Source organism: Streptococcus mitis, assembly GCF_047464035.1.
GTDB classification, from domain to species: Bacteria; Bacillota; Bacilli; order Lactobacillales; family Streptococcaceae; genus Streptococcus; species Streptococcus mitis_DX.
In genome coordinates this window covers 19529-35152 of record NZ_JASHCQ010000005.1, presented here as the reverse complement: position 1 = coordinate 35152, position 15624 = coordinate 19529, and the positions used below count along the sequence as shown (strand labels likewise).

Below are 15624 nucleotides of genomic sequence, written 5' to 3'. Positions count from 1 at the left end.
TGTGGGTGTGTCACGAAATAGCCTAAATTGTTAGAAAAACTGAAAAAGCTTACTTTCAATAGAAGTATTGGAAATATTCATTTTACATCTATCAAAGAAACATGGGATAGACCTATATTTTACAAAATAGCAAATTATATTTTGAATGATAGTAAAAACTGCAGAACTTGTGTGATTTACAATTATTGCACTCAATGTCTGAGTATCGCACTATCTGAAATAAGGAATAGTAGAGATTGTTCTGAGATATGTAAAAAAACGCATTAGCAAGGAGTATCGTATATGCTACCATATCTTAAAACTATTAGATGGTATCTCTTCTTTAATTTTCTTTTTGGTGTAGTATCGAATATCTGCACAGCTTTGTTACCGTATTTCACGCAGGCATTAATCAAAGGGGATTATCAAGTAGCTCTATATGGTTACTCTATGTCAGTGGCAGGCTATTTGAGTTGTAACTATATCCAAATGATACTTGATTGGAAGCAGGGGATTATCTTTTCGACTACTTTGAAAAATGAGTGGTTTCGTTCACTTCTGGGACTCAGTCACCACGATTTCAAGCAGAAAACAGTAGCAGAGTATATTTCCTATCAATCTAATGACCTAGATTCGTTGGAAAAGGATTACCTTCCTCCATTGATGAGTTTTATCAAACAAATTTTACGTATCATCATTTACGCTTTCATTATTAGCAGAACAATTAATCCTATTGTATCACTGATTTTAATCTTTTCCACTGGAATTAGTATTCAAATTCCTAAAATCGTTGGGAAGTTGACCGCTAATTGTAGACAGGTTTACTTGAAAAAACAAGGAGATTACTATCGAACTTTGGAGGATTTGCTCATGGGACATCATTTGGTAAATAAACTAACTATGTCGCATTTTTTGAATCAACAAAAGAGCTCTCTAAAGAATTTGCAGGATAAGTATTTTAAGTATGGTTTGACAAAAATTACAGGCATCTTATTGACAGGTGTTTCTTTTGAATTCATTAGTCTTGTTCTGTTTATTTATTTAGCCTACTCTCTATCTCACCAGCAACTCGGTATTCCTGAGGTGGTGGCGAGTTTCGGATATATTAATGCTTTTTCTGAACCAATACAGGAAATCCTTTATGATTTACAAATGTTAGAGTCCGTAAAGCCTGTAATCAAGAGTTTTCAAAACATTGTTGGGAGACCCGTTTCAGTTCAAGCACCTCAACATTCTTTTGATACGATTACTTTGAAAAACATTTCCAAACAACTGGGAGAATCAAAATTGATAATTACTTCCGCTACGATTCAAAAAGGGGATAAAATTGCGCTTATTGGTAAGAATGGGTCTGGAAAAAGTAGTCTTCTCAACATTTTAAATGGAACAGATGAAGATTTTGAAGGACAAATTGTGCTAGATGGGCTTGTTTTGGACCATCTTTGGGGAAGATTCGGTATGATTCTGCAACAAGAACATACATTTATTTCAAGTTATGAAAATAATGTAACGCTATTCAATAGTTTCAATGAAAAATTCAGAGAAGAAGATTTTGAAAAAATTCCACCACAATCCCTGTCAGGTGGTCAGCAACAACGAATGTATTTAAATCGTGAGAAAAATCGTAAAAATCCATTGCTTATCCTAGACGAACCTTTCTCTGCCTTGGATACTAATCAGTTTAAAATGGAATTGGAAAGAGTTCTGGAACTACCAAGTGCCGTCATTGTTACTTTACATCGCCAAAACGAATTATTAAGTAAGTTTGACCAAGTTTGGGAAATTAAGAATGGAGAACTTGTAATTTTGAAATAGCTAAATTATAAAGAATAAAACGCATAGTATCAAGGTTCAGGAGATACCGTTTTTCCTTCTTCGGATAAGGAAACAAAAATTTCTTGCTTCATCTATCTATTCAATTGATAGATTTCTTCGAAGAAAGACTGTAAAATTTTTGATATAATGTTAAGGATGGACTGACGGATATTTAAAGGATAATTTTCAAAAGAATAACAGGTGAGAAGAAAAATATGTAAGATTGGACAGAAGTCTCTCTACCATCATCCATGCAGAAACAAAATTATACGAAATAAAAGGAGTAACCAATGACTGGAAACTATTCAACACGTGAATACCGTGAGAAATTATATGATGATCTTCATGTTCGATTAAGAGATACAGTGATTTTGATGTGTGCGATTTTTATTGCCTCTATTGGCCTAAATATGAATTCAACAGCTGTCATTATTGGAGCCATGCTGATTTCCCCTCTTATGACACCGATTGTTGGACTGGGGTTTGGTGATGGAGATCATGTCCTATCTTCACTTTGATTATTGGAAAAAAACGGCTCGGTCAGGAGCTAGTATGAATAAGGAGAACAAATGAAACGTTTAAAAATGTTATGGCATATTATGCAGGTTACGGGTTTTACTCGGTTTGCTCTGAGTTTTGTGACCTTTGTTTTTGGGTCAGGAGGCGTGCTTTTCCTAGTTGAACCTGCTATCACAAATTACGGAGACGGTCTTTGGTATGCTTTTGTGACTTCGACGACTGTCGGCTACGGGGATCTCCTAGCTGTGACCTTGATTGGAAGGATTACCAGTGTCTTCTTGACGATTTATGGGCTCATATTTTTTGGCTGTTTATCAGCTGTTATTTTTAATTATTATACCAATTTAAATAAGGAAAGAGGAGAGGACAAATGACTGCCAATTATTCAACACGGGAATACCGTGAGAAATTATACGATGACCTTCATGTTCGATTGAGAGATACAGCGATTTTGATGTGTGCAATTTTTATTGCCTCTATCGGACTAAATATGAATTCAACAGCTGTCATTATAGGAGCCATGTTGATTTCACCTCTCATGACACCGATTGTTGGACTGGGATTCGGTTTAGCTATTTTTGATACGCGTTTAATCAAGCAATCTCTAGAGGTTTTATTGACTCAAGTGTTGGTCAGTTTGCTTGTCTCGACTCTGTATTTCTGGATTTCTCCCTTGTCTTATGCAAGTAGCGAGTTGATTGCACGAACCTCTCCAACCATTTGGGATGTCCTCATTGCTATTGCTGGTGGGATTGCTGGTGTGATCGGTTCAAGGAAAAAAGAAGCAAACAATATCGTGCCAGGAGTAGCCATTGCTACAGCTCTGATGCCGCCTATCTGTACTGCTGGCTATGGTTTAGCTAATGGGAATGTACGATTTTTATTGGGGGCTCTCTATCTTTTCTTGATCAACTGTGTCTTTATCATGCTAGCCAACATTGTTGGAACAAGAATTTTGATGAGAAAATCTCCTTTAACTTCATTTAAAGAGCTGAGCATTAAAATGAGAATTGGCTTGATTTCTTTGATTGTATTGTTGATTCTTCCAGCTAGCTATTCGGCAGTTACTCTGACAATAGAACAAGCGCGCAAAGAAGGGATCAAACAGTTTGTAGGAAAAGAGTTCGCCAATTATACGGTTATTAATCAAGTCTACAAGTCAAGTAACAATGAATTGGTCTTGACGGTTGTTGGAGATCCGATTTCAGAAGAAGAATTAGAAACACTCCACCAAAAACAAGCCTCTTACGGTATTCAATCTGTTCAATTGAAAGTGAATCAAGTTCAGAACTCGCCAACATTAGATAGTGAAGCGACCAAGGAATTTTATGAAACCATTAACAAGTATATCGATCAAAAACTCTCTGAAAAAGATTCACAAAAAGATCTAGTAAAAGAAAATGAAGCAGACAAGGAATGAGGATATTGACCTTATCTAACTCATGAAAGAAAATTTTGTGTGGTGATTTGACCAATCACTACTAGCTCAGATTAAATAAAATATAAAAAGCAACAGCTGAAATAGTTGTTGCTTTTTCTGGCTCTGAAAAATGTTTCTCAGACTGTGATTGTTTTATTTCTCAACGCGTGATTTGTTGGCAATATCAGCTAGGATAGCTTGAACAAAGTCATCAACTGAGACAGTTTGTGTTTCTTTTTGGCCATAGCGGCGAACGTTAACAGTTCCGTCTTCCATTTCCTTGTCTCCAACAATCAACTGGTAAGGAATCTTGCTTGTTTGTGAAGCACGAATCTTGAACTGCATTTTCTCATTGCGTTCATCCACGTCAGCACGAACCCCACGGTCACGGAGTTTCTTAGCTACTTCCCAAGCATAGTCCACGTGTTTTTCGTTAGATACTGGGATGAGGGTTACTTGGTGTGGTGCAAGCCATGTTGGGAAGGCACCCTTGTAGTTCTCAATCAAGATCGCTGTGAAGCGTTCCATAGTTGAGATAACCCCGCGGTGAATCATAACTGGACGGTGCTCTTCACCATCAGCTCCGATATATTTGAGGTCGAAGCGTTCTGGAAGCAAGAAGTCAAGTTGGATAGTTGAAAGGGTCTCTTCTTTACCAAGGGCAGTCTTAACCTGGATATCCAATTTTGGTCCGTAGAAGGCTGCTTCACCTTCGGCTTCAAAGTAGTCAACGCCCATTTCATCAAGAGCTGCACGAAGCATGGTTTGGGCATTTTCCCACATCTCATCGTTATCAAAGTACTTATGAGTATCTTGAGGGTCGCGAAGAGAGAGACGGAAGCGGTATTCAGTCAAGTTGAAATCTTCATAAACATCGATAATCAACTGAAGGGCACGTTGGAATTCTTCTTGGATTTGCTCTGGAGTAACGAAGAGGTGACCGTCGTTGAGTGACATTTCACGTACACGTTGAAGACCAGTAAGGGCACCAGATTTTTCATAACGGTGCATCATACCGATTTCAGCGATACGGATTGGCAATTCACGGTAAGAGTGAACATGGTGTTTAAAGACTTGAATGTGGTGTGGGCAGTTCATTGGACGAAGGACGAATTCTTCCCCGTCACCCATGTCCATAGTTGGGAACATGTCTTCTTGGTAATGATCCCAGTGACCGGAAGTCTTGTAAAGCTCAACAGAAGCAAGTGGTGGAGTGTATACGTGTTGGTAGCCAGAAGCCAACTCTTTGTCTACGATGTAGCGTTCCAATTCACGACGGATAGTCGCACCATTTGGCAACCAGAATGGAAGTCCTTGACCAACCTCTTGTGAAATCATGAAGAGGTCAAGCTCTTTACCAAGTTTACGGTGGTCACGTTCTTTGGCTTCTTCACGCATTTGAAGGTAGTTTTTCAAGTCTTTCTTGTCAAACCAAGCTGTACCGTAGATACGTTGCATCATAGCATTGTCGCTATTTCCACGCCAGTAAGCACCTGCTACATGGAGAAGGTGGAAGATTTGGATACGACCTGTTGATGGAACGTGAGGGCCACGGCAAAGGTCCACATATTCACCCTGACGATAGATAGTCAAACCACCTTCGTCTTCAGAGTGTTCTTCAATCAATTCCAACTTGTAAGGGTCATTCTTGAAGATTTCACGGGCTTCATCTTTAGTCACTTCTTCACGAATAGATGGGAAGTTTTCTTTGACGATTTTTTGCATTTCTTCTTCGATACGAGGAAGGTCTTCGTTAGAGATTTGACCAGCTGTGTTGTCAGTATCGTAGTAGAAACCATCTTCGATGGCTGGACCAACTCCCAAGTGAATGTCTGGGAAAAGACGACGAGCTGCTTGGGCGAACAAGTGAGCAGCTGAGTGACGCAAGATTGGAAGGGCATCTTCGTGATCAGGTGTCACAATTTCGATGCTTCCATCTTCAGTGATAGCACGAGTAGTGTCGATGAGTTTGCCGTTGAATTTACCAGCCAAGGCCTTTTTAGCTAGGGAATTGCTGATAGATTGGGCAATTTCAAAAGTTGTAACGCCAGATTCGAATTCACGAACAGCGCCATCTGGGAAAGTAATGTTAATCATGATGTTCTCCTTACTTATATTATTGACGAATGTGTTAACCCTATTCTAAAAACAGGGACAGAGGATTGTGAAAGCTAGAAAAACAAAAAGCGACATCCTCGAAAGGACGTCGCAACGTGGTTCCACCTTCATTTATGTACCTCAAAAGAGAGGGACACCTCTGATCGGCTCTAACGTAGCCACCGTTTTATGTTTTCATAAAAAATCACGAGTAGTATCAGTTTAGGCTTTCTATGCGTTTCCAGCAACCACGCACTCTCTAGTAGAAAGGGACTAAGTGACTTGTCTCTATGGATTATTATAGCATGATTGTGAGATTTTTCAAGGATTTTGTGAAAGTTTTTTGTTTTTCATTTTTTGTAGAATATGCTTGATGCCAATACCAGAAGCCAGACCCATCAGAGCCAAGGTTTCATAGGCTAAAAAGTAAAACAAGATAAATTCACCAAAGGTTATGATAGTAAAGCAAAAGAGCAGTCCGTTACCAATTAACCACCAAAGTGAGAAACGGAAACGGTAGCTATAGAGTAAAGATACAATCAAAATTACCAGAGGTGTAAAGAAGAGAATATTATTTACGTAGAGACTCTTGAGCAAAAGGGGGTCAGAAATGATTAGTGATAACAACTCATAAAGTGGCCAGTAAAAGAAAAAGATAACCAGATAGTAGGGGAGATGGAAATAGAATCTACGCATGATAATCACCTCGTTTAAAAAAAACAGACAACTTAAATCTCTTGCTATGATCATTATAGCATGTTTAAAACAAGAAAGTAAATCTGTTGACAAAGAAGTTAGTTATTGGTAGAATAGGGATTGTCGTAAAGACAAATAACTTCTTCTTGGTTACAGGCATGCCAACCTGTCACTCGGATGAAGCCAAATAAAAAGGAGAAACATCATGGCAATCTCAAAAGAGAAAAAAAATGAAATCATCGCACAATATGCACGTCACGAAGGTGATACAGGTTCAGTAGAGGTTCAAGTTGCTGTCCTTACTTGGGAAATCAACCACCTTAACGAACACATCAAACAACACAAAAAAGACCACGCTACTTACCGTGGATTGATGAAAAAAATCGGTCGCCGTCGTAACTTGCTTGCATACTTGCGTAAAAACGACGTTAACCGTTACCGTGAGTTGATCAACTCTCTAGGACTTCGTCGCTAATCTTGCGTCTAAACCGTTTCTATACTTCGTTGGCTTCGGCTCGATGTACCATTAGTACAATCTTCGCCTCGTCGCCTAGTCTATAAACGGTTTATCCAGCAAGACTGTAGCTCTCTGATTTTCAGAGGGCTTTTTACGTTGTCACCTTACATCGATATACTCAAGTATTATCTTCGGTTACGGTTCCTAGCACTGTAAGGTAAAATAAACCAGAATGATCTCCCTTCGGGGAGATTTTTTTGTTTCACTGAAATTTTCGTACATTCTTCTCCTCGCCGCCTAATCTATAAACGGTTTATCCAGCAAGAATCATGATGCTAAGGGCGTAAGAAATCCGTATGAAAATAGGGAAATGACACAGTGTTCGATGAACACAAGGAGTTTCATCTTTTTCACTAGGATTTTAGCCCGGGCTCAAATCAGCTCTCGGACTTCAGAGGGCTCTTTTATTGAGGTTTTATCGGTCACAATTTTGGAGACTACAAAAACAAAGAATCATTCTAGGAGAAGATATCAACGGTTTTATCGGTCACAATTTTGGAGACTACAAAAACCGAATACGTCCTGATCGATTAAATACGAATGTTTTATCGGTCACAATTTTGGAGACTACAAAAACCTCAAATGGTATCAGCTAATTACACCATAAGGGTGCGTAGCTACTCGGCTTGAAAAGCCGAGTAGCTGTCTGCAAGCCCCTTCGGAGAGCCCACACTTTACGAAGTAAAGTATAGTATGTTATACTTTACATGGAAGTAGTCACCGAATTCCAGTTAGAAATTACTTTGTAACTACGTTTTGAGGAGGAGTAAAATGCTTTCCTATGTTCGACATTACCCACTAGCGATAGCTAAATTAATGTGTCTGTGCTCTCCTAAAATCTGCTGATTTATTACTGACCAATACAGGAGGTTTTTTATGGGACAGACAATCATATCTGCTACTGGTGTTTATATTTCCACCAGTATCGATTATTTAATTATTTTATTTGCACAGCTATCACAGAATAAACAAAAATGGCATATTTATGCGGGGCAATATCTAGGCACAGGCTTACTTGTAGGGGCGAGTTTAGTTGCTGCTTATGTCGTTAATTTCGTGCCTGAAGAATGGATGGTTGGATTGCTTGGTTTAATCCCTATCTATTTAGGGATTCGCTTTGCAATTGTTGGAGAAGGTGAGGAAGAAGAGGAAGAAGAGGAAGAAATTATTGAAAGATTAGAACAAAGCAAGGCAAATCAACTGTTTTGGACAGTTACATTGCTAACAATTGCGTCTGGCGGAGATAATTTAGGTATCTATATACCTTATTTTGCTTCGTTAGATTGGTCACAGACCCTCGTGGCGTTGCTTGTGTTTGTAATCGGCATAATTATCTTATGCGAGATTAGTCGGGTGTTATCCTCTATTCCGTTAATATTCGAGACAATTGAAAAATACGAGCGAATCATTGTGCCCTTAGTATTCATTCTACTTGGACTATACATCATGTATGAAAATGGCACGATAGAGACTTTTCTGATCGTGTAGATTTTTTTGTTTCACTAGGATTTTAGCCCGAGCTCAAATCAGCTCTCTGACTTCAGAGGGCTTTTTACGTTGTCACCTTACCTCTCGATATACTCAAGTATTATCTTCGGTTACGGTTCCTAGCACAATAAAATCAACTATATTCATTTGTTCTCATCTTGTTCCATTGTTGAAAATATGGTATACTTTTCATGAGAATTTTCTAAATTTTTAATATTCTATCAAAGGAGGTTTGCATGCTTTCCAAATTTTCTGGAAGCCGACAGGACCTGAAATTTGTATTGCTTTTAGCTATTTTGCTAGCTGTTTTAGGTATTTCCCTCTTTCTAGCAGTCTCTATGGGATCCGTTGCGATTCATCTAGGAGATACCTATCGGATTATTTTGAGCAGGTTGGGGTTTCCTCTTGAGATAGGAGAGGTTTCCAAGTCCACTCTTGCCATTGTATGGAACATGAGATTCCCCCGAGTGTTGCTGGGTCTGATAGTAGGTGCTGGTCTTTCCATGTGTGGTAGCGTGATGCAGTCCACAGTGAACAATCCCATCGCTGAGCCCTATGTCTTAGGAATCTCTGCGGGTGCAACTCTAGGGGCAACCCTAAGCATCATTCTTGGTTTAAAAGTGATGATTAGCCTTGGAGCTTTTCTTGGAGCTATTTTGGCAACAATTGCTGTCCTCATCATTGCCTCTATGCAGGGAAGGATGACGACTTCTAGTCTGATTTTATCAGGAACGGTGGTCAATGCTCTTTTTCTAGCTTTTTCCAATTTTATTATCTCAGTTGGAGCTAACGCGGACAGTGTGATGACCATTAAGTTTTGGACCATGGGCTCGCTTGCCGGAACTACCTGGTCTGACTTAGTCTTGCCAACTATAGTAGTAGGAATGTCCTTTCTATTTTTCTCTACGCAGTATCGTGTTTTTAATGCGATGATGATGGGAGATGAGGCTGCTTTAACTCTGGGGATTCCCTTACGCTTTTATTGGTATCTTTATGTGACCATGGTGGCTGTGCTGACAGCAGTCTTAGTGGCAACCTGTGGGATTATTGGATTTGTTGGTCTGATTACTCCTCACTTAGCTCGAGGGTTAGTAGGAACGAATTACAGGAGACTTTTTCCTGTTGCGACCATACTGGGTGCCCTCTTTGTCGTCTGGGCAGATGTACTCTCTCGTGTCACTATTCCAAATGCTGAGTTGCCTATTGGTATTTTCACGGCCTTAGTAGGTGCTCCCTTCTTTATTTACATTGTTGGAGGTAGGCGAAGGGAGGTGAAGGTCTGATATGGATTTGATTTGTCAGGATATCCACTTTGGACTAGGAGAGAAAAAAATCCTCAAAGGAGTTTCTCTTAAGGTTGAAGGGCATCAATTTCACACGATACTAGGGCCAAATGGAAGTGGAAAAACCAGTCTGCTTAAACTCCTCTATCGTCAGGAAAAGGCGGACAAAGGCTTGATAAGCCTAGATGGAAAGCCACTGGAGCATTGGTCACTAAAAGAAACAGCCAAGCAAATGGCGGTCGTCACCCAATTTAATCAATTGCAGTTTGATTGTACAGTTGAGGAAATCGTCTTGCTAGGAAGAACGCCCCATCTCTCTTTTTTACAGAAGGAAAGGGACAGAGATTATGCCCTCGTTCAAGATGCTCTCGTCAAGGTGGATATGCTTGAGAAGAAAACTCGTCTCTATTCGTCTCTTTCAGGGGGAGAAAAGCAACGAGTCTTATTAGCCCGTGCCTTGGCGCAAGAACCGACTCTCTTGCTCCTAGACGAACCAACCAATCACCTAGATATCAAGTACCAGCTAGACTTGTTGGCCATTGTGAAGGAGCTCAAGGTCAATGTTCTAGCTGTCCTGCATGATATTCAACTTGCTTGTCGCTATTCGGATTATCTCTATCTGATGAAAGAGGGGGAAATCCTTTACCAAGGGACTCCAAAGGAGACCATCACCCCTGAGTCATTGCAAACTGTATATGGAGTTCAAAGTCAGGTGACTTGGACCGAGGATCAGCAAGCCATGATTCACTATTTATAAAAATGAAAAGGAAAATAAGATGAAAAAAACACTAAGCATTTTACTGGTAACAGTAGCTACCTTAACTTTGGCAGCTTGTGGTAACACTACTACAGAAAAAACTACCACACAGTCTAGCACAGAAACAAGTCAAAAGGCGAGCACAGAGACGACTTATCCACTAACGGTCAAAACCTATGATGCTAAAGGAAATGAAGTCGAACAAGTCTTTGACAAGGCACCTGAAAAAGTTATCACCAACAATCTTTCAACCACTGAAATCTTATTGGAGTTAGGCTTGAAGGATAAAATTGCTGGCATGCTTAATCCTGATAATGCTGTGACGGACAAATACAAGGACGCGATTGCGACGATTCCTCAAATTGGGGATAAAAAAACAGTCTCACAGGAGACAGTCCTTTCTTATGAGCCAGACGCTGTGATGGGTCGAAACATGATGTTTTCTGAAAAATCCTTGGGGACAGTTAGCACTTGGAATGAAAATAAAATCCCAGTTTATACACAAAAAGCTTCTCTCTCAACAATTCAGCAAGATTTGGGGAATATCGTAGAAGATGTCAAAAATCTTGGAATGATTTTTAATGTTCAGGAAAAATCCAATGAATACGTAGCCCAATTACAAACTAAAATTGACGCTGTTAAGAAAGCAAACCCAGCAAGTCAAGGTGAAAAGAAAAAGGCTTTGATTATGGTTGCGTATAATGATGAAACCTTCGGTGCCTACAAGTCTGCTTTGCAAGAAAGTTTGCTGAACCAACTTGGTTATACAAACGTTGCTACGGGGACATCAGGCTTGACCTTGGAAAACCTCGTGTCAATGGATCCTGAATTGATTATCTATGTAACCAGCGACCGCAATAAAAAATTGGATGAAAAAGCAGTAGAGTTGATGAAGGCAAATGCTGTTTTGGAAAGCGTTCCTGCTATTAAGAATCAAAAAATCATGACCATCTCTTACGATGAATTGATGGACTATGGTCCAGCAGTGATTGCTTCCCTTGAGAAAATCAATGACTTTATCAATAAATAGTGAGTTTGATTGGGAAGGAATTCAAGTCAAAATCAGCCTTCCTTCTAACTACGATCCCAATCAAACCTATCCAGCTATTTTATTGAATGATGGAAAATTGAACTTCCTATCGTCCCTTTCCGAATCTGTGATTTTAGTGGGCTTGATCTCTAAAAATCGCTTAGACGACTATACTCCCTGGGCGACATCGGCTCTGAGAGATGGAGCTCCAGATTTTGGCGGTCAGGCAAACGTCTATCATGATCATTTATTTGGAGGCCTTTTAGACAAGTTGCAGTCACTTTATCGCCTGGACGAAACTCGCCTTGCTTATGGAGGTTACTCACTAGGTGGTTTGGCGGCAGTCTACAGTCTTTTCAGCTTTGACAAGGTTTCCTGTGTCTTTTCGATCTGCGGTTCCTTTTGGTATCCTGATTTTGTGACCTACTGCAAGGAAGAAAATGTGAAAAATTTGGACTGTTTGCTGTATTTACAGAATGGTCAAACAGAAGGAGAACACCACACTAATCGCTTGGCTCAAGCACCAGTCTATGCTGAGCAGATCCATACCAGTCTTCAGAAACGCTATCCGAACGGCCAGTTTGTCTTTGACCCTTATGGACACCATGAACAAGTAGCTGAACGATTTTTAGCCTTTTCCAGCTGGTTGGCCCAAAAATGGAAAATCGAATAAAAAATTTATCCCTTGGCTTTTGCCAAGGGATTGTTGTATTTATTTAAGCAAGTTTTTCTCTTTTCTTATCTGGATTCCAGATAAAGCTTGCGATAAAGCTAAAGATGATGGTTAGGATAGCGAGGATAATGGCAAGGATGAGGGCAGGGATGCGGATAAGCCACCAGAGTGGGTTTGGTTTTTTATTATTGTGCCATTGTTTCGTTTCTTGGTCCAGACGTTGAAATTCTGTTTGGATACGATTGGCGACTGTTTCAATGCCTTCGTCATTCATTTTTTTGATATCTGAGATATCAATTGGATTTCCAAAGTTCATATCGACACGTTCACGACTAATCAAGCCCTTCAAAGTCATGGGACCTGTGTAGGTAACCGGCATAATACGGACCTTGGCCATTTTGGCAATCAGAGCTACGCCACCCTTGACATCGTTTGAGTGTCGGCTTCCACTTGGAAACATGATGAGAGAGCGGTCACTTTTTTTGAGAACATTGATAGGATATTTGATGGCTGAGGCGCTAGGATTTTCACGGTCGATAGGAAAGGCACCACACATACGAATCCACCAGCCAAAGATACGGTTGGTAAAGAGCTCTTTTTTGGCCATAAAGATAAATTGTTTTGGTTTGGTCGCAAAGGCCATATAAACTGGATCCCACCAGGTGCGGTGAGGTGCAACCAAAATATAATTTTCATCTTGATTAGGAATTTTATCAGTATTATGATAATGGGCATTGCCATTGATGGACCATAGGAGCAAGACAACCAATCCACGTAAATAAGTATAAAACATGCGATCTCCTTCGATTATTTTCTTGTTATTATTATACCTTATCAAAGGAGGGCTGGCAAACTTTTCCCTTGACTAGGTGCATATTTGGGGTGAGATTAGAATTCTTTTAGAAAAAATGATATGATAGAATTTATGGATAAAAATAAGATTATGGGATTAACCCAAATAGAAGTCGAGGAAAGACAGGCTAAGGGCTTGGTCAATGATTTTACTGCTTCGGCCAGTACCAGCACTTGGCAAATCGTTAAACGAAATGTCTTTACCCTTTTTAACGCTTTGAACTTTGCCATTGCTTTGGCCCTTGCCTTTGTGCAAGCTTGGAGCAATCTGGTCTTCTTTGCCGTTATCTGCTTTAACGCTTTTTCTGGAATTGTGACCGAGCTGCGGGCTAAACACATGGTGGACAAGCTCAATCTCATGACCAAGGAAAAGGTTAAAACCATTCGTGATGGCCAAGAAGTAGCTCTGAATCCTGAAGAATTGGTGTTAGGAGATGTCATTCGTTTGTCTGCAGGAGAGCAGATTCCTAGTGATGCCTTGGTTTTGGAAGGCTTTACGGAGGTTAATGAAGCCATGCTAACGGGAGAAAGTGATTTGGTGCAAAAGGAAGTGGATGCCTTGCTCTTGTCAGGAAGTTTCTTGGCTAGTGGGGCAGTTTTGGCTCAAGTTCACCATGTTGGGGCTGATAACTATGCTGCCAAACTCATGCTGGAAGCCAAGACCGTTAAACCAATCAACTCTCGTATCATGAAATCGCTGGACAAGTTAGCAGGTTTTACTGGAAAGATTATCATTCCTTTTGGTCTGGCTCTCTTGCTAGAAGCCTTGATGTTAAAAGGCTTGCCTCTTAAGTCGTCCGTTGTAAACTCGTCTACAGCCCTTTTGGGGATGTTACCTAAGGGAATTGCCCTTTTGACCATTACTTCGCTCTTGACTGCAGTTATCAAGCTAGGTTTGAAAAAGGTTTTGGTGCAGGAGATGTACTCTGTTGAAACCTTGGCGCGTGTGGATATGCTCTGTTTGGACAAGACGGGCACCATCACCCAAGGAAAGATGCAGGTAGAGGCTGTTCTTCCGTTGACGGAAACTTATGGTGACGAGGCTATTGCTAGCATCCTGACAAGCTATATGGCCCATAGTGAGGATAAGAATCCAACAGCTCAAGCTATTCGCCAGCGTTTCCAAGGTCAGGTAGCCTATCCTATGCTTTCCAATCTTCCCTTCTCTAGCGACCGCAAGTGGGGAGCCATAGAGTTAGAAGGTTTGGGGACAGTTTTTTTAGGGGCGCCTGAGATGTTGCTGGCTTCTGAGGTCCCAGAAGCCAGAGAGGCTCTAGAGAGAGGATCACGTGTCTTGGTCTTGGCACTCAGTCAGGAGAAATTAGACCATCACAAGCCACAGAAACCATCTGATATTCAGGCTCTGGCCCTGCTGGAAATCTTGGATCCGATTCGAGAGGGAGCAGCAGAGACGTTGGACTATCTCCGTTCTCAGGAAGTGGGACTCAAGATTATCTCTGGTGACAATCCGGTCACTGTATCCAGCATTGCTCAGAAGGCTGGTTTTGCGGACTACCATAGCTATGTAGATTGCTCGAAAATCACAGATGAGAAATTGATTGCTATGGCTGAAACAACAGCCATTTTCGGACGTGTTTCCCCTCATCAAAAGAAACTCATCATCCAAACGCTGAAAAAAGCAGGACATACAACGGCTATGACAGGGGATGGTGTCAATGATATTCTGGCTCTTCGTGAGGCGGATTGTTCTATCGTAATGGCTGAGGGAGACCCAGCAACACGTCAGATTGCCAATCTGGTTCTCTTGAACTCTGACTTTAATGATGTTCCTGAGATTCTCTTTGAAGGTCGTCGTGTGGTCAATAACATTGCTCACATCGCTCCGATTTTCTTGATAAAGACCATCTATTCCTTCTTGCTCGCAGTCATCTGTATTGCCAGTGCTCTTCTGGGACGGTCTGAATGGATATTGATTTTCCCCTTCATTCCAATCCAGATTACCATGATTGACCAGTTCGTGGAAGGTTTCCCACCATTCGTTCTGACTTTTGAGCGAAATATCAAACCTGTTGAGCCAAACTTCCTCAGAAGATCTATGCTTCGTGCCCTACCAAGTGCTCTTATGGTTGTGTTCAGCGTTCTTTTTGTGAAAATAGTTGGAAGTAGTCAAGGTTGGTCTGAGTTAGAAATCTCAACTCTACTCTATTATCTCTTGGGGTCAATTGGTTTCTTATCTGTATTTAGAGCCTGCATGCCATTTACCCTATGGCGTGTCCTCTTGATTGTTTGGTCAGTAGGAGGCTTCCTAGCCACAGCTCTCTTCCCAAGAATTCAAAAACTGCTTGAAATTTCAACCTTAACAGGACAAACATTACCTGTTTATGGTGTCATGATATTGGTCTTTACCGTAATTTTCATCCTGACTAGTCGCTATCAATCCAGAAAATAAAGAAAGGCTGCAATCTGTAGATTGCGGTCTTTTTAGGTACAAGATTGCCAGCTGAAATGTGGTATAATAAGAGGTAATAGAGTTTTGG

13 protein-coding genes and 1 pseudogene are annotated in these 15624 nt (G+C 40.6%); 11 read left to right on the top strand and 3 right to left on the bottom strand.

Annotated elements, in window-relative coordinates; all coding sequences use genetic code 11:
* Nucleotides 1-282: 282 nt before the first annotated feature.
* From QM818_RS02925 to QM818_RS02910, 4 genes and pseudogenes are all read left to right on the top strand, one after another.
* Nucleotides 283-1794, top strand: a complete 1512-nt coding sequence (locus QM818_RS02925; protein WP_261024837.1) for an ATP-binding cassette domain-containing protein — start codon at nt 283-285, stop codon at nt 1792-1794.
* 290 nt (nt 1795-2084) lie between these two features.
* Nucleotides 2085-2282, top strand: a pseudogene (locus QM818_RS02920) (DUF389 domain-containing protein); the annotation flags it as partial.
* 81 nt (nt 2283-2363) lie between these two features.
* Nucleotides 2364-2687 carry a potassium channel family protein gene (locus QM818_RS02915; RefSeq protein ID WP_000825751.1) on the top strand — a complete coding sequence of 108 codons (324 nt, stop codon included), beginning with the start codon at nt 2364-2366 and terminating at the stop codon, nt 2685-2687.
* The gene (locus QM818_RS02910) at nt 2684-3733 is read left to right on the top strand and encodes a DUF389 domain-containing protein (protein ID WP_265492141.1); all 1050 of its coding nucleotides are present in this window, start codon (nt 2684-2686) and stop codon (nt 3731-3733) included. Before QM818_RS02915 ends, QM818_RS02910 begins: the two co-directional genes overlap by 4 nt.
* 153 nt (nt 3734-3886) lie before the next feature.
* Here QM818_RS02910 and thrS read toward each other — a convergent pair whose 3' ends face one another.
* Complete coding sequence (thrS, locus tag QM818_RS02905) at nt 3887-5830, bottom strand: threonine--tRNA ligase (protein ID WP_000608345.1); 1944 nt, start codon at nt 5828-5830, stop codon at nt 3887-3889.
* Between the two features lie 321 nt (nt 5831-6151).
* Entirely contained in the window at nt 6152-6526 is a 375-nt protein-coding gene (locus QM818_RS02900) for a hypothetical protein (RefSeq protein ID WP_049516468.1), read from the bottom strand.
* 205 nt (nt 6527-6731) lie between these two features.
* On the opposite strand from QM818_RS02900, the gene rpsO reads away from it, so the two are divergent.
* The 6 genes from rpsO to QM818_RS02870 all read left to right on the top strand — a co-directional run bounded on the left by rpsO (nt 6732) and on the right by QM818_RS02870 (nt 12274).
* On the top strand, nt 6732-7001 hold the full coding sequence (gene rpsO, locus QM818_RS02895; protein ID WP_001018251.1) for a 30S ribosomal protein S15: 270 nt from the start codon (nt 6732-6734) through the stop codon (nt 6999-7001).
* A 918-nt stretch (nt 7002-7919) separates the two neighbouring features.
* Nucleotides 7920-8531, top strand: coding sequence for a CadD family cadmium resistance transporter (locus QM818_RS02890; protein ID WP_414299893.1), 612 nt, complete (start codon nt 7920-7922; stop codon nt 8529-8531).
* Nucleotides 8532-8767: 236 nt separating this feature from the next.
* Nucleotides 8768-9814, top strand: coding sequence for a FecCD family ABC transporter permease (locus tag QM818_RS02885; RefSeq protein ID WP_214614684.1), 1047 nt, complete (start codon nt 8768-8770; stop codon nt 9812-9814).
* Between the two features lies 1 nt (nt 9815).
* Nucleotides 9816-10571, top strand: coding sequence for an ABC transporter ATP-binding protein (locus QM818_RS02880; protein ID WP_214614683.1), 756 nt, complete (start codon nt 9816-9818; stop codon nt 10569-10571).
* A 19-nt stretch (nt 10572-10590) separates the two neighbouring features.
* Nucleotides 10591-11601: an ABC transporter substrate-binding protein gene (locus QM818_RS02875; protein WP_414299892.1), complete on the top strand. Its 1011-nt coding sequence runs from the start codon at nt 10591-10593 to the stop codon at nt 11599-11601.
* Nucleotides 11582-12274, top strand: coding sequence for an alpha/beta hydrolase-fold protein (locus QM818_RS02870; protein ID WP_414299891.1), 693 nt, complete (start codon nt 11582-11584; stop codon nt 12272-12274). The genes QM818_RS02875 and QM818_RS02870 overlap by 20 nt, the downstream gene beginning before the upstream one ends.
* A 43-nt stretch (nt 12275-12317) precedes the next feature.
* Here QM818_RS02870 and QM818_RS02865 read toward each other — a convergent pair whose 3' ends face one another.
* Nucleotides 12318-13067, bottom strand: a complete 750-nt coding sequence (locus QM818_RS02865; RefSeq protein WP_000500197.1) for a lysophospholipid acyltransferase family protein — start codon at nt 13065-13067, stop codon at nt 12318-12320.
* 132 nt (nt 13068-13199) lie between these two features.
* Here QM818_RS02865 and QM818_RS02860 point away from each other — a divergent pair, with 132 nt between their 5' ends.
* Nucleotides 13200-15536, top strand: a complete 2337-nt coding sequence (locus QM818_RS02860; protein ID WP_414299890.1) for a cation-translocating P-type ATPase — start codon at nt 13200-13202, stop codon at nt 15534-15536.
* Nucleotides 15537-15624 lie beyond the last annotated feature (88 nt).